The 22,130-nt window shown below is 62.6% G+C and carries 22 protein-coding genes; 14 read left to right on the top strand and 8 right to left on the bottom strand.

Features of this window, described 5'->3' with window-relative positions; genetic code table 11:
• The first annotated feature begins 113 nt into the window (after positions 1 to 113).
• From A6V37_RS29655 to A6V37_RS29640, 4 genes are all read left to right on the top strand, one after another.
• Complete coding sequence (locus tag A6V37_RS29655; RefSeq protein WP_064270161.1) at positions 114 to 1,346, top strand: NAD(P)/FAD-dependent oxidoreductase; 1,233 nt, start codon at positions 114 to 116, stop codon at positions 1,344 to 1,346.
• 300 nt (positions 1,347 to 1,646) lie between these two features.
• Positions 1,647 to 3,896: a TonB-dependent receptor gene (locus A6V37_RS29650; protein WP_064270160.1), complete on the top strand. Its 2,250-nt coding sequence runs from the start codon at positions 1,647 to 1,649 to the stop codon at positions 3,894 to 3,896.
• Positions 3,897 to 3,906: 10 nt separating this feature from the next.
• Positions 3,907 to 4,695, top strand: a complete 789-nt coding sequence (locus tag A6V37_RS29645; protein ID WP_064270159.1) for a tetratricopeptide repeat protein — start codon at positions 3,907 to 3,909, stop codon at positions 4,693 to 4,695.
• Positions 4,692 to 5,375: a Fe2+-dependent dioxygenase gene (locus A6V37_RS29640; RefSeq protein ID WP_064270158.1), complete on the top strand. Its 684-nt coding sequence runs from the start codon at positions 4,692 to 4,694 to the stop codon at positions 5,373 to 5,375. The genes A6V37_RS29645 and A6V37_RS29640 overlap by 4 nt, the downstream gene beginning before the upstream one ends.
• Before the next feature lie 106 nt (positions 5,376 to 5,481).
• Here the strand turns inward: A6V37_RS29640 and mctP are convergent, their stop codons facing one another.
• Together mctP and A6V37_RS29630 are read right to left on the bottom strand one after the other, a co-directional pair.
• The gene (gene mctP, locus A6V37_RS29635) at positions 5,482 to 6,963 is read right to left on the bottom strand and encodes a monocarboxylate uptake permease MctP (protein WP_064270157.1); all 1,482 of its coding nucleotides are present in this window, start codon (positions 6,961 to 6,963) and stop codon (positions 5,482 to 5,484) included.
• Positions 6,960 to 7,157 (bottom strand): DUF3311 domain-containing protein, encoded by a 198-nt coding sequence (locus A6V37_RS29630; RefSeq protein ID WP_064270176.1) that lies wholly within the window; start codon positions 7,155 to 7,157, stop codon positions 6,960 to 6,962. The genes mctP and A6V37_RS29630 overlap by 4 nt, the downstream gene beginning before the upstream one ends.
• Before the next feature lie 171 nt (positions 7,158 to 7,328).
• Here A6V37_RS29630 and A6V37_RS29625 point away from each other — a divergent pair, with 171 nt between their 5' ends.
• The 7 genes from A6V37_RS29625 to A6V37_RS29595 all read left to right on the top strand — a co-directional run bounded on the left by A6V37_RS29625 (position 7,329) and on the right by A6V37_RS29595 (position 14,868).
• Positions 7,329 to 8,738, top strand: coding sequence for a cache domain-containing protein (locus A6V37_RS29625; protein ID WP_064270156.1), 1,410 nt, complete (start codon positions 7,329 to 7,331; stop codon positions 8,736 to 8,738).
• Positions 8,739 to 8,740: 2 nt separating this feature from the next.
• Complete coding sequence (locus A6V37_RS29620; RefSeq protein ID WP_064270155.1) at positions 8,741 to 9,388, top strand: response regulator; 648 nt, start codon at positions 8,741 to 8,743, stop codon at positions 9,386 to 9,388.
• A gap of 49 nt (positions 9,389 to 9,437) precedes the next feature.
• Positions 9,438 to 9,980 carry a hypothetical protein gene (locus A6V37_RS29615; protein WP_064270154.1) on the top strand — a complete coding sequence of 181 codons (543 nt, stop codon included), beginning with the start codon at positions 9,438 to 9,440 and terminating at the stop codon, positions 9,978 to 9,980.
• A gap of 158 nt (positions 9,981 to 10,138) precedes the next feature.
• Entirely contained in the window at positions 10,139 to 12,085 is a 1,947-nt protein-coding gene (locus A6V37_RS29610) for an arylsulfatase (protein ID WP_064270153.1), read from the top strand.
• 34 nt (positions 12,086 to 12,119) lie between these two features.
• A complete protein-coding gene (locus A6V37_RS29605) occupies positions 12,120 to 13,205 on the top strand; it encodes a formylglycine-generating enzyme family protein (protein WP_064270152.1) in 1,086 nt (361 codons plus the stop codon).
• Positions 13,202 to 14,002 (top strand): MetQ/NlpA family lipoprotein, encoded by an 801-nt coding sequence (locus A6V37_RS29600; protein WP_064270151.1) that lies wholly within the window; start codon positions 13,202 to 13,204, stop codon positions 14,000 to 14,002. The genes A6V37_RS29605 and A6V37_RS29600 overlap by 4 nt, the downstream gene beginning before the upstream one ends.
• Complete coding sequence (locus A6V37_RS29595; RefSeq protein ID WP_242665883.1) at positions 13,996 to 14,868, top strand: hypothetical protein; 873 nt, start codon at positions 13,996 to 13,998, stop codon at positions 14,866 to 14,868. Before A6V37_RS29600 ends, A6V37_RS29595 begins: the two co-directional genes overlap by 7 nt.
• A 28-nt stretch (positions 14,869 to 14,896) precedes the next feature.
• Here the strand turns inward: A6V37_RS29595 and A6V37_RS29590 are convergent, their stop codons facing one another.
• Entirely contained in the window at positions 14,897 to 15,382 is a 486-nt protein-coding gene (locus A6V37_RS29590) for a hypothetical protein (protein WP_064270150.1), read from the bottom strand.
• A gap of 22 nt (positions 15,383 to 15,404) precedes the next feature.
• Entirely contained in the window at positions 15,405 to 16,196 is a 792-nt protein-coding gene (locus A6V37_RS29585) for an H-NS family nucleoid-associated regulatory protein (protein ID WP_064286604.1), read from the bottom strand.
• 499 nt (positions 16,197 to 16,695) lie between these two features.
• Between A6V37_RS29585 and A6V37_RS29580 the strand changes: the two genes are divergently transcribed.
• Complete coding sequence (locus tag A6V37_RS29580) at positions 16,696 to 17,001, top strand: hypothetical protein (protein WP_064270175.1); 306 nt, start codon at positions 16,696 to 16,698, stop codon at positions 16,999 to 17,001.
• A 101-nt stretch (positions 17,002 to 17,102) separates the two neighbouring features.
• Here A6V37_RS29580 and A6V37_RS29575 read toward each other — a convergent pair whose 3' ends face one another.
• Entirely contained in the window at positions 17,103 to 18,176 is a 1,074-nt protein-coding gene (locus A6V37_RS29575; protein ID WP_064270148.1) for a DUF6765 family protein, read from the bottom strand.
• 350 nt (positions 18,177 to 18,526) lie between these two features.
• On the opposite strand from A6V37_RS29575, the gene A6V37_RS29570 reads away from it, so the two are divergent.
• Positions 18,527 to 18,757 (top strand): DUF2964 family protein, encoded by a 231-nt coding sequence (locus A6V37_RS29570; protein ID WP_064270147.1) that lies wholly within the window; start codon positions 18,527 to 18,529, stop codon positions 18,755 to 18,757.
• Positions 18,758 to 18,805: 48 nt separating this feature from the next.
• Here A6V37_RS29570 and A6V37_RS29565 read toward each other — a convergent pair whose 3' ends face one another.
• From A6V37_RS29565 to A6V37_RS29555, 3 genes are all read right to left on the bottom strand, one after another.
• Positions 18,806 to 19,267, bottom strand: a complete 462-nt coding sequence (locus A6V37_RS29565; protein ID WP_064270146.1) for a DUF488 domain-containing protein — start codon at positions 19,265 to 19,267, stop codon at positions 18,806 to 18,808.
• Positions 19,268 to 19,367: 100 nt separating this feature from the next.
• Complete coding sequence (locus tag A6V37_RS29560; RefSeq protein WP_242665884.1) at positions 19,368 to 19,721, bottom strand: FKBP-type peptidyl-prolyl cis-trans isomerase; 354 nt, start codon at positions 19,719 to 19,721, stop codon at positions 19,368 to 19,370.
• A gap of 175 nt (positions 19,722 to 19,896) precedes the next feature.
• Positions 19,897 to 20,751, bottom strand: coding sequence for a carbon-nitrogen hydrolase family protein (locus A6V37_RS29555; RefSeq protein ID WP_064270144.1), 855 nt, complete (start codon positions 20,749 to 20,751; stop codon positions 19,897 to 19,899).
• Between the two features lie 452 nt (positions 20,752 to 21,203).
• On the opposite strand from A6V37_RS29555, the gene A6V37_RS42910 reads away from it, so the two are divergent.
• Entirely contained in the window at positions 21,204 to 22,022 is an 819-nt protein-coding gene (locus A6V37_RS42910; RefSeq protein WP_064286602.1) for a hypothetical protein, read from the top strand.
• The last annotated feature ends 108 nt before the right edge of the window (positions 22,023 to 22,130 follow it).

Genomic DNA, 22,130 nt, shown 5'->3' with positions numbered 1-22,130 from the left:
GCGGCCGGCGCGCCTCAGGACCGTCCTGGATGGACTGGACAGCGCCGCCACTCATGGACACACTTCAAGGCTGTGCTCAGACGAAGCGACCTCAGGCAAGGCCTATAACCAGAATGAAATTCGATACCGTTGTGCTCGGTGCGGGAATTGTCGGCGTGTGCGTCGCCGTGCATCTGCAGAAGCGCGGCCGCCAGGTCGCGCTGGTCGATCGCAAGCTGCCCGGCAACGAGACGTCGTTCGGCAATGCCGGGCTGATCCAGCGTGAAGGCGTGTATCCCTATGCGTTTCCACGCGACCTCGGCACGTTGCTTCGCTACGCGCGCAACCAGTCGCTGGACGTGCGCTACCACGCCGATGCCATCCTCAAGACCGCCCCATTCCTGTGGCAATACTGGCGCAACTCGCATCCAGCGCGACACGCCGCCCTTGCGAAGTCGTACGCGACGCTGATCGAACATTGCGTGAGCGAGCATCGCGCGCTGGCCGCCGACGCCGATGCAAGCGCACTCTTACGCCCGATCGGCTGGATGAAGGTATTTCGCACCGAGTCCTGCCTCGACGCGGAGACACGGGTTGTCGAGCGGTGGCATCGGGAATACGGCGTCGAGTGCGAATCGCTCGACCCCGCTCGCCTGCGGCAGATGGAACCCGATCTCGACAAGACCTTGAAAGGCGGCCTGTATTTTCCGGCCTCCGATTCCGTGAGCGATCCGAACGCGCTCGTCACGGCCTACGCGAAGCATTTTGAAGCGCTGGGCGGGCGCTTTTTCATCGGCGACGCGGACACGCTGCGTGAAGGCTGGGCGGTCGATACGGAAGCGGGAACGATCTCGGCGCCGTCCGTTGTCGTGGCGTTGGGTCCGTGGTCGGATCGTGCGAGTGCGCGCCTCGGCTACCGCCTGCCGCTCGCGGTGAAACGCGGCTATCACATGCACTACGCGCCACAAGGGACCGCGCGTCTGAATCATCCGGTGCTCGACGTCGAAAACGGCTACCTGCTCGCGCCGATGGCGCGCGGCATCCGCTTGACGACAGGCGCGGAAATCGCCGAGTGCGACGCGCCCAAAACGCCGACGCAACTCGCCGCGGTCGAGCCGATTGCCCGCGCGCTGTTCCCTCTCGCCAACCGTCTCGACGACGAAGCCTGGATGGGCCGGCGGCCGTGCACGGCGGACATGCTGCCGATCATCGGGCCCGCGCGGCGCCACCCGGGCTTGTGGTTTGCGTTCGGCCACTCGCATCACGGGCTGACGCTGGGTCCGATAACCGGGCGTCTGATCGCCGAGATGATTACCGGTGAAGCAACCGTCGTGGACCCGCATCCGTTCAGGGTGGAGCGGTTCTAGTCGCGCGCCGGCGGAAGAAAGCCGGCAACGCACGCTCGGTCGCCCGACCAGCGGCTCGAAATCATCGTCAAAACGCCGTCAACCACCATCATTCCACACCCATTTTCAGCTATTTTTACATCAACTCGCTGAGATCGCTCTGTCACGCCCACACCCGTCTCGATATTTTTTGTTGAGAACGCTTCTCAATTACAACTTGATTGCATAGAATGCATGCCGCAAACATTTTGTAATAAACATGGAATTTCCGGGTAAGGTTCGCGATATCTGCCCGGTCACCAGAACTCGACGGGGATAGACATGAAGTTGCGGTCCGACGAACCCAAGCTCGGCAAAATCAGCACGACACTGTGCAGCATGTTGGCTGCCGGCCCCGCCCTCGCCCAGGGCACGGCGAGCGCGGCGCCGCCCGACAAGGAAAGCCAGCTCGCGCCGATCGCCGTTCAGAGCGAGGCGGACCACGGCTTCAAAACGGATCAGTCGGCGTCGGTCAAATTCACCGCGCCGCTGGTCGACACGCCGAAGTCGGTGACCGTGATTCCGCAGGAGCTGATCCACAGCACCGGGGCGTCGACCTTGACCGAGGCGCTGCGCACGGTGCCGGGCATTACTTTCGGCGCGGGCGAAGGAGGCAATCCGCTCGGCGACCGGCCGTTCATTCGCGGCTACGACGCGCAGGGCAGCACCTTCGTCGACGGCATGCGCGACATCGGCGCCACCACGCGAGAAGTGTTCAACATCGAAAGCATCGAAGTCACCAAGGGTTCGGACGGCGCCTATGGCGGACGCGGCGGCGCGGGCGGCAGCATCAACCTGATCACCAAGACCCCGCATCTCGGCAATTCCGCCGACGGCAGCGCGGGCCTCGGCACCGACCGTTACCGCCGCTTCACCGCCGACGGCAACTGGCAGATGGCCGATCACGCGGCATTCCGCCTGAATGTGATGAGCCACAACAACGACGTGGCCGGCCGCGACGCGGTCAACAACGAACGCTGGGGCATCGCGCCGTCGTTCACCTACGGCCTCGGCACGCCGACGCGCGTCACGGCGAGCTACTACCATCTCTCGACCGATGACCTGCCCGACAGCGGTATTCCGTACCTCTACACAACCACCAACAAGCCGGCCAGCGTCAGCACGATCTATCCGGCCAACGTGGACCGTCACAACTTCTACGGCCTGATCGACCGCGATTTCCGCAAGACCACGTCGGATGTCGGCACGGTGCGAATCGAGCATGACATCAACAGCAATCTGACGATCCGCAACACCACGCGCTATACGAAATCGACTCAGGACTACATCTGGACCCAGCCGGACGACAGCCAGGGCAACGTGGTGAACGGCATGGTGTGGCGCCGCGCGAATACGCGGGCGAGCGACGTCTATAGCCTCGCGAACCAGACCGAACTGTTCGGCGAGTTCAAGACAGGTTTCCTGAAGCACAGTTTCACCACCGGCCTCGAAGTGTCGCGCGAAACCAGCGTGAACGATTCGTACCTCGTGGCGGCCGCGACCGGCGCAATCTGCAAGACCAAGGGCATTGGCGCGGCCTCGGGCTATAACTGCACGAGCCTGTGGGCGCCGAATCCGAACGATCCGTGGGCAGGTTCAGTCGCCCAGGCGAACGATCCGAGCGAGCAGCGCACGATCACGAAATCGGTGTACGCGTTCGACACGATCGAACTGACCAAGCGCTGGCAAGCCAACATCGGCTTGCGCGTCGACGACTACTCAACCGACTTCCGCAACACGGTCGCCAACGGCGGCAAACGCACCTCGCGCGACGATACGCTGTTCAACTACCAGTTCGGCCTCGTCTTCAAGCCGGCTTCGAATGGCAGCGTGTATGCGTCGATCGCGACCTCGTCGACACCGGCGGGCGCCCTGCTTGGCCAGGGCAGCGAAACGCAATCGTTGACGCCGGGCCGTGGCGGTGTCGGCGCGAACGCGGATCAACTCGCGCCGGAAAAGAACCGCAGCGTCGAATTCGGCACCAAGTGGAACGTGCTGAACAACAAGCTGTCATTGACGGGCGCCCTGTTCCAGATCGACACGACCAACGCGCGCGTCACGCTGCCGAACAACGAGTACGCGATGGCCGGCAACAAGCGCGTGCAAGGTTTCGAGTTCGGCGTGGCCGGGCAGTTGACGAACAAGTGGCAAGTGTTCGGCGGCTACACGTACATGAAGAGCGAGTTGCGCGACAACGGCAAAAACACGGCGGATAACGGCCACCAGTTCCCGAATACGCCGAAAAACAGCATCAGCCTGTGGACCAACTACGACGTGCTGCCGAAGTTCACGATCGGCGGCGGCGCGTTCTACATGTCCCAGGTCTACGGCGATACGGCGAATCTGCGCGCGGTACCCTCTTACTGGCGCTTCGACGGCATGGCGACGTACCGGATCAACAAGAAGGTCGATCTGCAGCTGAACGTGCAGAACATCTTTAACCGCACGTATTACGACCAGGCCTATCCGGCTCACTACGCGTCGATCGCGCCGGGACGTTCCGCGTTCCTGACGCTCAACGCGCACTACTAAGCATCGCGCAATGGAACAGGTGACGTTGAAGGCGCTCGCGAATGTGTCGCACGACGAGTTCGCCGCGATTCTTTCCGGGCCGCCTGTCGAGGCCGCCGCATGGGTGGCGGCCGCGGCGCACAACGGCATTGTCGAAGCGCAGGCCGTGTACGGGCAATATCTGCTCGACGGCCACGGCGTGCCGCGCAATGCCGAAGAAGCCTTCACGTGGTTCAGGCACGCCGCTCGCCGGGATCATCCGATGGCAATGAACATGCTCGGCCGGTGCTATGAACATGGCTGGGGCACCGCCGCGTGCGCGCCGGTGGCGGTGTACTGGTACCGGCTCGCCGCGCGGGCCGGGCTCGACTGGGGCATGTACAACTATGCGTCGGCGCTGGCGCTCGGCAACGGCGTGGAATGCGATCGCGCCGAGGCATTGCAGTGGTTCCGGCTCGCTGCCGAACTCGGTCACGCGAAGTCGATCAACCTGGTCGGCAGCTTTTACGAAGACGGCTGGGAAGTCGATGCGGACGCCGAGGTCGCGCTCGATCACTACCGTCGCGCCGCGGAAGGCGGCGATTTTCGCGGCCAGTTCAACTACGCGCGCCTGCTGGCGGAACGCGGAGAGATCGACACCGCGTTGGATTGGTTGCAGCGTGTGCCGCATACCGCGACCGCTGCGTTCATCGGAAAGATGCGGACGTGGCTGGCCGCTTCGCCGGTGAGCGCGTTTCGGGCGCTCGCTGGCAGCGTCGGTACGGATGTCGCCGCACGTGCAGACGCCTTCGTCATCCCGACGCAGGAGTCGCGCACATGATGCTGCATCTGCCGGGTGTACTCGACAAACAGCAGGTCGCGCAATGCCGCGAAATACTCGACGCCGCGCAATGGATCGACGGCAAGGCGACCTCCGGCGAACAGTCGGCGCATGCCAAGCGCAATCAGCAACTGCCTGAAGGCTCAGCCGCCGCGCGCGCGGTGGGCGACGCGATTCAGGACGCGCTCGGGCGCAATCCCCGGTTCTTTTCCGCCGCATTGCCGCTGAAAGTCTTTCCGCCACTCTTTAACCGCTACGCGGGCGGCGACGGTTTTGGCACGCACGTCGATAACGCGATCCGTCAATTGCGCGGCACCGATTTCCGCATTCGCAGCGATCTGTCGGCCACGCTCTTTCTCGCCGAACCTGATACTTACGACGGCGGCGAACTTTGCGTTGAAGATACCTACGGCGTGCATCGCGTGAAGCTGCCCGCCGGCGACATGGTGCTCTACCCCGCGTCGAGCCTGCACCACGTGAGCCCGGTCACGCGTGGCGTGCGGATCGCGTCGTTCTTCTGGATTCAAAGCATGGTGCGCGACGACGGCGAGCGCGCCATCCTGTTTCAGCTCGACAACGACGTGCAGCGTCTGGCCGCGGAGAAAGGGGCCAACGACGCCACGGTCGTGAGTCTCACCGGCATCTATCACAATCTGCTGCGCCGCTGGGCCGACGCCTGACGCACGCCTGAAACGACCTTCAACACCAAACCGCGCATGCAATAAAAAAAGCCGCGGACCACAAGGTCCGCGGCTTTTCCGCAAAGACTATCTGACGATCAGGCCATCAGGCCGTGGCCGCCACCCTGCGCGGCGACAGCACCGACACGCCGAAACTCACCACGATATTCACCGCCAGCGCGATCAGGCCGATATACAGCGGATAGACCGCATCGCCGAGATGCAAGGCGAACACCGGCTTGAGACCTTGCGAAATCGCCAACCCGGTACCGAGCACGATGCCCGCCAGCCAGCCGAGGAACAGGCCCGGCGTGTTCAGACGCCGCGTGTAGAGCGAGAATACGATCGCCGGGAAAATCTGCAGAATCCACACGCCGCCCAGCAGTTGCAGGTCAATCGCGTACTGCGTCGGCAGGAACACGATAAACAGCAGCGCGCCGAACTTCACGACCAGCGACACGACCTTCGCCGTGGACGCCTCGCTTTCCGGCGAGATGTTCGGCGAAACCAGCGGACGCCACAGATTGCGCGTGAACAGATTGGCCGCGCCGATCGACATGATCGCGGCTGGCACCAGCGCGCTGATCGCAATCGCGGCCGCTGCGAAGCCGACAAACCACGACGGGAACAGCGTGTTGAACAACGCCGGCACCATGTCCGACGCCGACTTGACGTGCACGCCGGCCGCAATCGCCATATAGCCGAGCAACGCGATCAAACCGAGCAGCAGCGTGTACGCCGGCAGGAAAATCGCATTCTTGCGCACCGTATTCGCCGACGAGGACGACAGCACCGCCGTCATCGTGTGCGGGTACATGAACGCGGCCAGCGCCGAGCCCAACGCGAGCGACGCATACGCGGTGAACTGCGCGGGCTTCAGAATGATGCCGGTCGCGCCGCCCTTGGCCTTGAAGTACGTATCGGCCGCGTCGAACACATGCGCGTAGCCGCCCAGCTTCGCCGGAATCAGCCACACCGCCGCGATCACCACGATATAGATCATGATGTCCTTCACGAACGCGATCATGGCCGGCGCCCGCAGGCCGCTTGCGTAGGTATAGAGCGCGAGAATCACGAAGGCGACGATCAGCGGCATTTCGCCGGTCACGCCGAGCCCCTTGATCACGACCTGCATACCCACCAGTTGCAGCGCGATATACGGCATGGTCGCGACGATGCCGGTCACCGCGACGGCCGCCGGGAACCACTTGCCGCCATATTCGCCCTGCACGTAATCGGCTGCCGTGATGTGGTTCTTCGCGTGCGAGATCTTCCACAGCTTCGGCATCACCGCGAACACGAACGGGTAAACAATGATGGTGTACGGCAGCGCGAAGAAGCCGTACGCCCCCACCGAATACACCAGAGCCGGCACCGCGATCACGGTGTAGGCGGTGTAGAAGTCGCCGCCGACCAGGAACCACGAAATGACCGTACCGAACTGGCGGCCGCCGAGGCCCCACTCGTGCAATTGCGTCAGGTCGCCGCGTTTCCAGCGAGCGGCAAAGAAACCGATCACCGTGACGAGCGCGAAGAACGCGATGAAGACGGTCATCGCGACCGGATTGACGGGATTCGTATCGCTCATTTGACACCTCGGTACACGACGTAAATCAGTAGCGAGGTCAACGGCACCCACAAGAACTGATACCAGTAGAAGAACGGAAAGCCGACGAACGACGGACGCGTGTCGTTATAGAACGGCAGCCACAACAAGGCGATATACGGGATCAGCAGAATCAGCCAGAGCCATGAACGGCCGGCGGGTTGGGAGGTCTCCACAAACATCTCCTAAGTCTATTATTGACATCGCGCGCCACGACTCGTGGTCCGGCACGCAGCACGGTATGCCGCGGGGATGTAGTATTCGCCTTCGTAAGCGTCCTTACAAGCGCGCAACTACGTAAGCCGGCTACGTAATAGTACGTAGCCCGTTGGCGGTCTTTTCACCCGATGAAACTCAAAGCAAAGATTGTCCTGCTGGCGATCGTGCCCTTCCTGGCAGCCATGGCGAGCATTGAAATCGGCGTGCACCAGCAAGCCACCGCGCTCGCCGCAACGCAGCATGCGACCACCCAGGCCGCGTACCTGGCCAGCAAGGAAATCGAACTCAAGCATTACGTCGAACTCGCCACCACCGCGATTGCGCCGCTCTACGACGCCGGCCAGGACAATGCGCGCGACGACGCGCTGCTGCGCACGCGTGCGCTCGCCGTGCTGGAGAAAATGGACTTCGGCAAGGACGGCTATTTCTTCGTCTACGACATGCATGGCCGTTCGCTGATGCATCCGCGCGAACCCGACCTCGTAGGACGCGATCTCTCGGACCTGCGCGACAGCCAGGGCACGCCGGTCATCCAGCAACTGCTCGCCGCGGCCTCGCAGGGCGGCGGCTACGTGCGCTACCTGTGGCATCGTCCGTCGACGGGCAAGGTCGCCTCGAAACTAGGCTACGTGGTGCCGCTCGAGCGCTGGGGCTGGATGATCGGCACCGGCATCTATCTCGACGACGTGGATTCGACGCTCGCGCATATCGACGAAGGCGCGGCCGCCAACATCGACCGCACGATGAAATGGATCGACGCAATTGCCGTGGCCGGACTGGCGGTGATCGCTCTATGCGCGCTCGTGCTCAACGTCACCGAGTACCGCAGCGCGGACGCCAAACTGAAGCGGCTCGCGCAGCAGGTGGTGGAGTCGCAGGAAAACGAGCGGGCGCGCCTGTCGCGTGAACTGCACGACGGCATCAGCCAGATGATGGTCTCCGTGAAACTGCTGCTCGAATCGGCGCTCACGCGTTTCGAACGCAGCGAAGTGCGCGTGCCCGAGGCGGAGGCAGCGCTCGCCACCAGTCTCACGCGGCTCGGCGATACGCTGCGTGAAGTGCGGCGCATTTCTCACGCGCTGCGCCCCTCCATGCTCGACGATCTCGGCGTGGCTGCGGCGCTGGAACAGCTCACGCGCGAACTCAGCGAGCAGTCGGGTATCGAGATCGGCTTCACACAGATCGCTCACACCCATGCCGCGATTTTGCCGGACGCGGTCAACACGGTCCTGTTCCGGATCGCCCAGGAAGCGCTGACGAATATCGTGCGCCACGCGCAAGCCTCGAGTGCGGCGCTGGCTCTGGAAATATCGAACGACGCCGTCACGCTGAACATCGCGGACAATGGCCGTGGCTTCGATGTGACGCATGCCTTCGTCGGCCGGCGCTCGGGCGTGGGCTTGCGCAATATGCGCGAGCGGCTCGAAGCGCTGGGCGGCACGCTGTCGCTTGCTTCACAGGCCGGACATACGCTCGTCACCGCACGCGTGCCGCTCGGATCGAACGAACCGGCCTTGCCCGCCCTGCAGGAATCCTGACTATGAACGACACTTCACCCGCCATCGCCCGCCTGATTCTCGTCGACGATCATCCGCTCGTGCGCGACGGCTTGCGCGCGCGTCTCGAAGCGGTGCGCAACCTTGAAATCGCCGGCGAAGCGGGCAACGCGGAAGAAGCACTCGCACTCGCCGAGAGCCTCTCGCCGCATCTGGTGCTGATGGATGTGGGCATGAACGGAATGAACGGCATTGCGCTGGCCGGCATGTTTCATGAGCGCTTCCCGGCGATTCGCGTGCTCATGCTGTCCATGCACGATAACCTCGAATACGTGACCCAGGCCGTGCGCGCAGGCGCGAGCGGTTATGTGCTGAAGGACTCGCCCGCCACCGAAATCGTTCAGGCTATCAGCGCGGTGCTCGAGGGCAAGACGTTTTTCAGCGCGGGACTGGGGGCGCGTCTGATTCAGGCGTCGGCCACGCAATCGCCAGTTGAACGGCTCACGCCGCGTGAGCGCGATATTCTCGACGCACTCGCGGAAGGCCTGTCGAGCAAGCAGATCGCGCAGCGCAACGACCTGTCCGTGCGCACGGTGGAAACGCATCGCCTGAATCTGAAACGCAAGCTCGACATTGAAGGCCAGGCGGAGTTGATCAAGTTCGCCGTCGAGAACCGGCGCACGAACCGGTAACGATCCCGCTGACGCAGCGCTTCACACCTGATCCCTGGAGACGATGAGGATGAGATACCCGATCCGATTGCCGCTGGCGAGTCTGCTGATCTGCTGCGCCGCCGCTCACGCGCAGGTCGAACCGGCGCGTGTCAATCGCGGCCATGACCCGTTCTTTCAGATCTCCAAAGCAATCAGCGACTGCCCGGTGCCGTTAGGTCCGCTAGAAACCATGCAGGAATGGCTCGACGACAGTCATTACCGGATCGAACGCGGCAACAGTTGCTGGATCGAGGGGCGCTGCCGCCTCTCGAACGCGTATCTCTACGACGTGGAGATTGCCGATGCCGTACAGCGGCGCCTCACCAACATCAACTTCGCCACGCACTGGCGCGAACAGTCGACCCTGTGGCTGACCTTGCAACGCCGTTTCATCTACGTGCAAGGCTGCGTTGCGCCCGGCTTCGACAAACCGGCATTCCTCAGCGAACTCGCGAAAACCGCCGACGTGGAACGCGTAATCGACGACACGACGAATAATCCCCACGCGGCGCAACTGCCCTACAAGACACTCGCCGATCCGGACAAGCCCGTGCTCGATCCGGGTAACTAACGCGTCGACCGAGCCGCGCAATACCGTGCATGCGTGATATCCGGTATCACGCCGCAGCGGCTTTATCGGCAATCGAACATAGCATCGCAGAAATCAAACTTTGGGCGTTTTAACGTCATTGCTACTATCGGCGGCCCGACATATCCGGTCCGCGCACAATGACAACACAACGATCGCAACGCCCGTCTCTTCGCCTCGGCATCATTGGCGCCGCCGTCGCCAGCCTCGTCGCACTCGCGTCCTGCGGTGAAGACAATCTGCCCGGTCCGGCGCCCGCCCCCGTGGTCGCGCAGAAGCGGCCGAACATCCTGTACATCATGGCCGACGATCTCGGTTATTCCGACCTGCACGCGTTCGGCGGCGAAATCAATACGCCCAACCTCGACGCGCTCGTGCAATCGGGCCGCATCCTGACGAATCACCATACGGGCACCGTCTGCGCGATCACGCGCTCCATGCTGATTTCCGGCACCGACCACCATCTGGTCGGCGAAGGCACCATGGGTGTGCCGACCGATGAACGCAAGGGGCTGCCGGGCTATGAAGGCTATCTGAACGACCGCGCGCTATCCGTCGCGCAATTGCTGAAGGACGCCGGCTATCACACCTATATGGCCGGCAAGTGGCACATCGGTTCGGGCATTGTCGGCAGCCCGACGGGCGGTGGACAGACGCCGGACCAATGGGGTTTCGAGCATAGCTACGCCTTGCTCGGCGGCGCCGCGACCAACCACTTCGCGCACGAACTGGCCGGATCGAAAAACTACACCGAAGACGGCCAGTACGTTCAGCCCGGCCAGCCAGGGCAGCCCGGCGGCGTGGGCGGCAGCCCTGCGGTGTTCTATTCGACCGACTTCTACACGCAGCGCCTGATCTCATACATCGATTCGAACAAGGGCGACGGCAAACCGTTCTTCGCCTACGCGGCCTACACATCGCCGCATTGGCCGCTGCAGGTGCCCGAACCTTACCTGCACAACTACGTCGGCAAATACGACGCCGGCTACGACGTGATCCGCAATGCGCGTATTGCACGGCAAAAAGCGCTCGGCATCATTCCGAACGACTTCGTGCCATACGGCGGCGCTCCTGAAACGCTGGCAGCGAGCCCCGCCACTGCGAACAACGGCACCGTGAACGCGAAATACGTGAGCGCGGTTCACAGCGCCGCGCAAGGCTATACCGACTACGGCCCCGGCACCGTCAACAAGACATGGGCAAGCCTCTCGCCCGCCGAGAAGAAGGCCCAGGCGCGCTACATGGAAATCTATGCGGGCATGGTCGAAAATCTCGACCACAACGTCGGCCTGCTGATCCAGCATCTGAAGGACATTGGCGAATACGACAACACCTTCATCATGTTTCAGTCGGACAACGGCGCTGAAGGCTGGCCGATCGACTCCGGCGCCGACCCGACCGCGACCGACACCGCCAACGCCGCGGAACCGGTTTATTCGGCGCTCGGCACCGACAACGGCAAGCAGAACGCGCAACGTCTGCAATACGGTTTGCGCTGGGCTGAAGTGAGCGCCACGCCGTTTCGTCTGACCAAGGGCTATTCCGGAGAAGGCGGCGTGTCCACGCCGTTGATCGTGCATCTGCCGGGGCAAACCACGCAGAAGCCGACGCTGCGCGACTTCACCCACGTCACCGACAACACCGCCACGTTCCTCGCCGTCGCGCAGGTTTCGCCGCCCACCCAGGCCGCGCCGCCGCTGATCAACACGCTGACCGGCGTCGATCAGAACAAGGGCAAGGTGGTCTACAACAACCGCTACGTGTATCCGGTCACCGGGCAATCGCTGCTGCCGCTGCTGAACGATCAGGCCGCGAGCACCGTGCACACCGCGTCGTTCGGCGACGAAGCCTACGGCCGCGGCTATCTGCGCAGTGCCGACGGCCGTTGGAAAGCCTTGTGGACAGAACCGCCGCTCGGTCCCGTGGATGGCCACTGGCAACTGTTCGACATGAGCGCCGACCGTGGCGAAACGCAGGACGTGTCGACGCAGAATCCCTCGGTGATCGACGGTCTCGTGCAGCAGTGGAACAGCTATATGAGCAGCGTCGGCGGCGTCGAGCCGTTGCGTCCGCGCGGTTACTACTGAGTGCCTTCAGGCCAGCATTTCTTGAGAGCACGCAATGACCGTTAGATTCAAGCTGACAAGCCGCACGGCGCTGTACGGCGCTTACGCGGCAATCGCCGTGGCCGCGTTCGCTGCCGCCTTTACCGCCGCGACAGCCGCTTCCGCGGTTTTCAGCGGCGGCCAACAGGCGAGCGCGTTCGACGTACTGAACCGCTCGCGCCCGCTGTCCGCGCTCGGCTCCGAACAGCAATGCGAGCGCTACAGCGGCTTGCCCTCGCACTGGCGCGACGATCCGAAGGCCGGCATGGTCCATCTGCGAGGCGGCGAGTTCGTGTTCGGCAGCAAGCTCGGCTATGAAGACGAGCGTCCCGCCGGCGACGGCAAGACGCACGTCGGCGGTTTCTGGATCGATCAGACTGATGTGACGAATGCGCAGTTCGCGGCCTTCGTCAACGCGACGGGTTATGTCAGCGATTCGGAGCGCCAGGGCGGCGCCGTCGTATTTCACACGCCGACACGCGAAGAAATGAACGCGCGCGATCTGGCCTGGTGGACGTGGGTGAAAGGCGCCGCGTGGAATCATCCAACTGGCCCGGGCAGCAATCTCGAGGGCCGCATGAACCAGCCGGTGACGATGGTCACGCAAGCCGACGCCCTCGCCTACGCACGCTGGCTCGGCCGCGATCTGCCGGGCGAGGCGGAGTGGGAATACGCGGGCAAGGCGGGTCACGAAGGCGCGGAACTCGACACCGCGCCGCGCGACGCACATGGCAAACCAACCGCCAATTACTGGCAAGGGGTGTTTCCCGTACTCAACACGAACGAGGACGGTCATGTGGGTCTTTCACCGGTGGGTTGTTACGCCGCCAACGATTTCAGGCTCTACGACATGATTGGCAATGCCTGGGAATGGACCAGGGACGTCTACACCGGCCCGCACCAGTCGCACACCAACGGCGATACCGCGGCGGTCGCGCCGCGCGAGCGCAAGCACGATACGCCGATGGTCATCAAGGGTGGTTCGTTTCTGTGCTCGCGCGACTACTGCGTGCGGTATCGCGCGGCCTCGCGCGAGCAGCAGGAAGCGGATTTGCCCGCTTCGCACATTGGTTTTCGCACGATCTTGAGGGATGCTTCATGACGCCACGTTCATTCTTTGCCGCCACGCTCCTGCTCGCCGCTTTGTCGGCTCAGGACGCGCTGGCCGCTGCTTCGCAGGTGCAGGTGGTCAAAGTGGGCGTAACTCCCGGCACGCACACGCAGATCATGGAGCAGGTGCGTCGTGTCGCGGCCAGCCAGGGACTCACGTTGGACGTGGTCGTCTTCGATCAACCCGAACGCATCGACGCCGCGCTCGCCGCAAAACAGATCGATGCAGCAAGTTTCGAGGACGAGCCACACTTCGAGGCGCAGTGCAAACAGCATGGCTATGCATTGACGAGCGTCGCCACCACCGTGACATTTCCCATCGCGTTGTACTCGCGCAAACTGACGAACCTCGGCCAGTTGCAGCGCGGCGCGACGATTGCGATTCCTGACGATCGCGAGGGCACCGCGCGCGCCCTGGTTCTGCTGCAAAACTACACGCTGCTCACATTCCGGGACAGCGCGGGTCTGCACGCGACGCTCGGCGACATCACGAGCAACCGGCTGAACCTGAAGATCCGCCAGGTGCCGCGCGCGCAACTGTTCGACACGCTGAATCACGTGGCCTTTGCCGTGATCGACAGCGACGACGCGGCACGTGCGGGCCTCTTTCCGGCACGCGACAGCCTCGGTCTCGAAGACGCACGTTCCCCCTATGCCAACGTGCTAACCGTGCGCGACGCCGATCGTACTGAGCCGTGGGTCGCGCAACTGGTCGCGGCCTATCATTCGAACGACGTCGCGCATTTCATTCTGACGCGGTATCAGGACTCGGTGCGCCGGCCGTGGTGAACGCTTTCTCGTTCGCGTGCACGGCCTGCGGCAAATGCTGCAATAGTCCGCCCGCCATGACCTTGCCCGAGTTGTTCCGGCATCGCGACCGGTTCATCGGCTGTATTGCGATTGGCCGTGTGCCGCGCAGAAGGAGAGGCGAGCGGCTGCGCGCCGGTCAGTATGAAACCGTGCTCGACGAAGCTGACATCGCCGCTTTCGATTCAATCGCGGACCGGCTGCTGCACCGCGCCGGCGACACGTTCAGCATCACGACGCAGGGCTATGACTACCCGTCTCTGGCACGCTGCCCCGCGCTCGCGGACGACGGCCGCTGTTCGATCCACCTGCAAGGCAAACCGGTAACGTGCGAAGTGGTCCCGCTCGATCCGCTCGTACCGGACACGTTGCAACACCTGGTGCTGGCCGGACGGAGGCAGAGCGCGGCCTACCTCGGCGCCGACTGCATTCAGGAGGGCGAACGGGCCGATGCGGCGCTGATGGTCGCGGCAGGCCACATCAGCGATGCAAACGCGCAGGACGCACTGGCACGCCGCCGCAACGCGCTCGAACAAGACAATGAGGTATGGGGCCGCGCAGTATTCGAATCGCTGCGCAAAGACCTGTTCGTATCGCCCGCCGCTTTGGCACGCATACCTGTGGGCGGCTTTTTGACGCTATCCATTGTGCCGGCGCTACGGGTAGTAGCCGGCACTTCCGCGCCCAACCGCCGGTTGTGTCTCGACTATATCGACAGCCAGCTCGGACTGATCGAACGCAGCATCGAACAGGCATTGTTGCGGCGACGCCTGGACGACCGTCCGGTTACACAGGAGTTGCGTGGCTTCGCTCAAGCCTATCGACAAACACGAGCGTTTCTTGCGTGATCGCCGGGGCGCATTGCGCGCGCTCCTCTCACCTGACCAGCGAAAACGCCTCCCGCATGGCAATCTCGCCTGCGCCGAAGACGCCGACGACCGTATGGTCCGACGCCACGCACTCGAACGTCGACTCCAGAAACGTAATGACGAAATGGCGTTGCGCCGAACCCGCCGGGGCGATCGCCACGAGTTCGGCGGCGAGCGACGAATTCATGACTTCGTGAACCGAGTAGCCGGCCAGCCCCTGGGAGGCGAGCGGATGAACCTCGAGATCGACTTCGCCCGGAGGCCCCAGCCGATGAAACACCGCGTCGGGAAATAACACCGCGCAGAAGGGATCGTCGTCGGGATCGAATGGGCCGAACCGTTCAAAGTCGGATTCCGCAATTGGATAGCACAGAATCAGGCGATGGTCGCTGGCGACGATGAAGGGTTCGGCGGCATCGGCTGCCGGATGAGGAACAGAGTCCAGCAGGACGACCTGGTCTTCCTGCTGGGGTGCTTCAGGATTGCTGGGCATCGACTTCCCTACTCTGCCGCGCTCACGCGCCGGCTGGCGTTGCCGCGGCGCTCGTCGCAGTGGTTTCGACCTTGACCGCGGTCTTGCGCACCGGCGCTTTACGGACCGACTTGGCCGAGGCACGCTTCTTCGCGGCCGGCTTTGCGGCGCTTTTCTTCGCCGCTACTTTTCTGGTGGCCGCGGTTGCCTTCTTTGCGACCGCCTTTTTGGCCGCTGCCGGCTTCACCTTGCCGGCCTTCTTCGCGACTTTCGTGGCGGCCTGGCTGGCACCGCCGGCAGCTGCCGCCGCGGCGTCGATCAGGAATTTGCTGCGATCCTTGACCGTCGCGAGCCATGCGGGCGCCGGTCCGCGTCCGCTCCAGGTGGCGCCGGTTTTCGGATTGAGGTACTTGGGCGGTTGTGCGCCTTTGGGCTGACCTTTGCCACCCTTCGCGCGGGTGACTGCGGATTTCGCCGGGGACTTCGTTTCGCTCGCGCCTTCAATCAGAAATTGAGTGCGGTCTTTCACGCCGGCAATCCAACCCGGCGCGCGGCCATGACCTGTCCAGGTCGCCCCGGTTTTATTGTCACGGTACTTCGCCACTGACTTACCGGCGCCGGCGCCTTTTGCGTGGCCGTTGCCGGTGTTGCCATGCAATCCTCTGGCGACTCGGCCGGCCTTTGCCTTGGCTTCGATATCCGCGGTAGTCAGGCCATGCTTGAGCATCAACTCGCGAATCTGGTCCACCGCGCCTTGCGCCTTCCTGGCAATAAGGATGTCAGCTTGCGCCTGGAGCTTCTTAAGCTTTGCTTGGATTTGCTCTAACGTGGGCATTTGATTGCTCCTTATGTGGTAATCGACCGAACTATGCCACGAATGACGCAAGAAAGGCAGATTGGCGTCGCCATTAAGACACGATTCCACTTCTATTGCGCATCCGGTGGAGTACGAACTTTCGTCTCCTTTACTCCGCTGCCGCCTGTTTTCTCCAATACGTGGGAGGAACGGCTGCGTAGACACTTCGTACTTGCACTATAGGCAAGCATTCGGAGATTCAAAGGAGAGTCATAGAATATTTTATTGTTCTGGTGCGTTGGCGTGGGTCCGAATTAAGAGGGATTGTGCAATGGCGACCCGCTTAACTCATCCCGCCGGCGGCGAAGTACTCGACCCCAGGCCTCGGTAATCCCGCGTTACCAATCTCGCAGCGCTGTTGCACCTGTGTCCGGGTTGTCCTTCTACACTCAAAACCGTAGTCAGTCAGCGGCAAAGCTCTCTGGCAAACGTGGAGTTATCGGACGCATCGCACTTCGATGTATTGGGAGAAATCATCATGAATACAAAGATCGTTGGCGCAGTATTGGGTCTGGCCGTGCTGGCCGCATCGTCGGCGGCATCGGCGCACGTGGATGTGGCTGTTGGAGTCGGTATTCCAGTCGGCGTGATTGCGTCGCCGCCGGTCTATGTCGCGCAACCGGCTCCGGTTCCGGTTGTCTACGGCGGCTACGGCTACGGCTACGGCTACGGCGACTGGCGTGCGCGCGAGTGGCGCGAACGCCGCGAATGGCGGGAACACGAGTGGCGCCGCGAGCAGTGGCGGGAACATGAATGGCGTGAGCGTCACTGGAACGGCTATTGAAACGGCGCTGAATAGCGTCACTTCATACAATCACACTGTCGCGGTACATTCAGATGAATGGGCGCAATAGCGGAGGAATTCGGGGCGTCCCGCCGCCCCGTTCACGCAATCCGCAATCCGTGCGACGGCAAAATCTCCTGCGTCGTCACGAAACGGTGCTCCTTTACCGCGTCGTGAAATAGCCGGTAATCGCTATTCTCAAAGGCTTCCGTCCACTCCGGATCGTCGCCGGTGTCGTCGTCGTGCGTCAAACCAGTGGCTTTGTACTTCCAGGAGCCCACCCCTTTGGGCACATACTCGGGAATCGACTCTTTCAAACCGGGAATACCGCCGCTCTCCACCACGTTGCGGATGTGCAGCAGACGCGCGTTGTCGTCCTCGTTCCGATTGGTGTCGAGCAGATTCGTGAGCACGTCTTTCACATTGTCCGGCAGGCCGGGCTGCGTTTCGAAATCCTCCCGCTTCGCCAGATAAGCACGCACTACTCGGCACGTCATCTCGGCCGCCTGCACGAATTCCGGCAAATTGTGCCGCTGGACGAACTCGTTTCTACCGTCGATATAGTGCCATTTTGCCCACGGCTGATCGGGATAGTGCAAAGCGGCGCCATGTCCGACGGGTAGCGCGATGGTAAGGACATCCTCCTCGACGTGTTCAATCAGATGCTCGGTGGCGAGTTTGAGCCTCGCCAGCCAGCCTTTGCGCGTGCAGTCCTGCGCTTCCAGCAAATGAACCCGGTTCCCCGGGCTTTCAATTCCCGCGAATCCCTGGTGCGCCCAGGTGTCGACATACGTGTGAAGCGTCACACCGAGGCGGTGCAAACCTGTCGCCGTTCCCTGCTGCCGGATCGCCCGCCGCACGACCTCGCGCGCGACCACGCTATCTGGACGGCATATGGCTTTTTCGTGCAGTGTCGTGCCTTCGGCCGCCGGCAGGAAATGAAATGGCGTCCACACCAGACGGTTCTTGTCGTCTTCCGTGGTGGCGTAATCGAATAGTTTGTGCGCGGTGGCGAAGCGCTCGAAAGTCTCTCCGCCCTTGAAGCGCAGTATGCCGGCGGTCGTCGCGTCGTCGACGTACTGGCAGGCGTGCGCCACGGTGATGGCATCCCCGGCCGGCATTCCGCCGACGCGGGCAGCGATATACACCACTCCATAGTGGAAGTCGATATTCATGGGAATTGCTCCTGATGCGCGACGAATGACAGTTGCGTCTTCCAGACTGCGTGGCAAGGCCGGTGCCGCGTCGGCGCGTGACTAGATAGTAGACGACCGAGCCCGGCGAGACTTTAAAAAAACACCGCGCGGTCCTGTTTTCCAGCCCTGGCCAGCGTCCAGCCGTCATGCTGATAAATAGACTTGTGACAATCAGGTGCCACTTTTTCCCGTGTTTATTATTTGCACTGTCCGGCGGCTCGACTATGCTTGGTTCAATTGGAAGATGTTCGTAATGCGCGAGGGCATACCGGGTCACATCCTCCAATTCAGAACTTGGGGCCTCTACACGCGATAAAAGGATAATTCCAATGAAACTCGAGCAATGGAAAGAAGGTGCAAGTCCGCCTCGGCGCAAGTTGATAAGCAGCAAGGCTCACGTCGTGCTTGCGACAATCGGCACGCTGACTTCGGTAGTGGGTATCGGCGTGGCCATTAACGGCGGGCTGGAGTTCAATCGCACCAAAGTCCTCGTGGGAGTTGGCATTACGATCGTGTCCACTATTGTCTATGTGTCCATGCTCTTTACGTCGACCGAGTGAGATCCGGCTTTCTCGCTCTTCGGAAATGCGCCCCCATTGAATGGGCGATCAGGTCAGGTGGGTAATTTTCAGGCGGCTATTCCACTGTGAATTCAGGTATTCGAGCGCGATCTGCCGGTGACAGTGATGAGGTAAATGTTCACTGCAAAGCAGGCACGCCGAGCGGAATAGATCGATGTCCAGATTGCTTTCCACGCGGCGCTTCGCAATGACGTCGACGTAGGCGGCGGCGAACTCGTCCCACTTCATTTCGTTCGCCTTGTAGCGCTTGAACAGGTCCGGCTCGGGCGCCAGCTCCGGCATTTCCACGTAGCCGGCGCCGCATATTTTGTCGAGGAAGAAAGGCAGATCCTGTTTCTTCGCAAAGCCGGCGAGTTGCGACGTGTTACTCAGGCGGATGTCGAGAACCGTGCGCACATGTGCGTTTTTCAGCAGGTCGAAAAACTCCTGCGCGCTCTTGCCGGTGAATCCGATCGTGGCCACCTGTACCGCTTTGTCGTCGCGTTTCATTGCAGCATGCGTGTCAGTGGGCAGATTCGATGCCCGGTAAAAGAAAAGCCCCGCTGGCGTAGCCTAAGCGGGGCTTAGTCTCGGTTCTCGTTTTCGAGAATTACTTGTTGACGATGCCGACCAGTTCGACTTCGAAGGTCAGATCGCTGTTCGGCGGAATCGGACCGACGCCGCGCTCACCGTATGCGGTAGCTGCGGGGCAAGTCAGTTTTGCCTTGCCGCCCACCTTCATCTTCTGCACGCCTTGCGTCCAGCACGGAATCACGCGATTCAGCGGGAAAGTGGCCGGGCCGCCGTGCTTCGCCGAACTATCGAACTCGGTACCGTTAGCCAGCGTGCCGCGGTAGTTGACCTTCACGACGTCTTCAGCAGCGGGTTGAGCGCCCGTGCCCACCGTCAGGTGTTCAACCACAACGCCGGAAGGCAGTTTTTCGGTAGTCGGCCCGGCGGCCATAGCCGTTGAAGAAAGAACAGTCGCAGCCAGCAGAGCAACAATAGATTTCAAAGCAAGTCTCCAGGTGGGAAGTGCGTCCCATTGTAACGGATCGCATGTGACGCACCACCATCGGGTAAAACGAAGAAAACTGTCTCGCCGGACGGTCTGTTCCAGCGAAGGAAAGTGTCGCGCGTTAGTCCAGACGTTGTATCGCGTAGTCAGTTGCCTCGACGCCGCGCGCGTTGAAGTCCGCGAGCATGGTTTCGTGCTCGCGGACGCCGGCCAGCACGGCCGGATCGAGTAGCGCGGTAATCACTTCTTCGCGGTCACGGCTCGCTTGCGCGACGACGTCGCCATACGGACTCCAGATTGCGCTCGCACCACACGTGTCCCAACCGCCGGTTGTGCCAACGTGATTCGACAATAGCGCGTACAGGGTGTTGTCGAAAGCACGTGCGGGGATCCAGATACGCGACTGGTGATAGCCCGTCTTCACGCTGAAGAGCGCGCTCACCAGATATGCATGCGCGCCGTTGACCGCCGCGAGCCGTGCGTGCTCCGGAAAGCCCGAGTCATAGCAGACGCCGAGTGCGAGCCGCCATCCATCGATTTCCAGCATGCGGCCTTGCGTGCCCGGCTGATAGAACTTTGTCTCGCTGCTGTAGAGGTATTGCTTGTGATACGGCTCGAGTTGCTCGCCGGAACGGCTGAACACCAGCGAAGAAATGTGCAGGCCACCCGCGCCACGCGTCGCGGCACCGACGATCACGGCAATCTCGTGCTGCCGGCACACTTGCCGAATCGGTTCGAGCCGCGCGTCGTTTGCGTCGAACGCGTATTTCGCGGGGTCGCTTGCGATCAGGTCAGGTTCGTAGCCGCTCAGGAATTTCTCGGGAAACACCACCACTTTCGCGCCGCGGGTCGCGGCCAGAATGGTTAGTTCGGCGGTTCTGGCAATGTTGGCCGCGACGTCGCCGCAAACGGGCTGCGCCTGGGCGGCTGCAATACGCAACGAGGTTTGCGGTAACGATGCCTGTTTGAGATTCAACGCGCACTCCGTGGTCAATGGATCGTTGCGATGTGCCCGCTACGTCGATTGTTCTCTTCGACATGGGCGGGCTGGACCGCGGTATTTGAACACGAGCGGCTGGGTGTGCGTAAGTGGGAGGTGTCTGTTGTGAGCCGGCTGCGGGGTTTGACGGTCGACGCGGGATGTTGTCTGCGAGTCGTTGGGCGAGAGAGGAATCCGATTCTGGCGAGTGCTTTCGATGACTGAACTTGTTTGCTTGGCGCACTGTATGACGCGCTGGTCGTGGACTCAGTGATTGATGGAGCGCGCGGGCCGCTGGGGTGTGGACGGTCCGCGCGTTTTGCGTGATGCCATCGGCGGGAGGCCGGGTTTCCCGCCCTCCGCGCGATGGCCTCCTTGACGTTGCTTCGTTAGTGGCCGTTGCCGCCGCCGTGACCGCCTGAGCCTGAGCCGGAGCCGTAGCCGCCTCCGTGACCCTGGCCCGCGTTGCCGGCGCCGGAACCGCTGCTGCCTTTGCCGCCGTGGCCGCCGTCGCCATGACCACCATCACCACGGCCGCCTGTGCCGTGACCGCCATCGCCGTGACCGCCTGCTCCATGACCGCCATCGCCGTGGCCACCGTCGCCATGACCGCCGTCGCCATGACCGCCTGCGCCGTGACCGCCATCGCCATGACCGCCATCACCATGGCCACCGTCGCCGTGACCGCCGGCGCCATGACCGCCGTCACCGTGACCGCCGTCGCCATGACCGCCGTCGCCATGGCCGCCGTCGCCGTGACCACCGTCGCCATGGCCGCCGTCACCGTGACCGCCGGCGCCATGACCGCCATCGCCGTGACCACCATCTCCATGGCCGCCATCACCGTGGCCACCGTCGCCGTGGCCACCGTCGCCGTGACCGCCATCGCCGTGACCACCATCGCCATGGCCGCCATCACCGTGGCCACCGTCGCCGTGACCGCCATCGCCGTGACCACCATCGCCGTGACCGCCGGCGCCATGACCACCATCACCGTGACCACCATCTCCATGGCCGCCATCACCGTGGCCACCGTCGCCGTGACCACCATCGCCGTGACCACCATCGCCGTGACCACCATCGCCGTGACCGCCGGCGCCATGACCGCCATCGCCGTGGTCGCCATCACCGTGACCGCCATTACCGTGACCGCCATCGCCATGGCCACCATCACCGTGACCGCCATCGCCGTGGCCGCCATCACCGTGGCCGCCATCGCCACCATGATGCCCACCTGTCCCTCCGCTACTACCGCCATCCCCTCCTGAGCCTGTGCCGCCGCTGCCCGATCCGCCACTACCCGATCCATCTCCGCCTGATCCGCCACTGCCTGATCCACCGCTACCTGATCCACCGCTACCTGATCCACCGCTACC

This window comes from Paraburkholderia ginsengiterrae (assembly GCF_001645125.1).
GTDB classification, from domain to species: domain Bacteria; phylum Pseudomonadota; class Gammaproteobacteria; order Burkholderiales; family Burkholderiaceae; genus Paraburkholderia; species Paraburkholderia ginsengiterrae.
The sequence above is the reverse complement of the archived record's forward strand: the minus strand, read 5'-3'. Positions and strand labels throughout refer to the sequence as shown.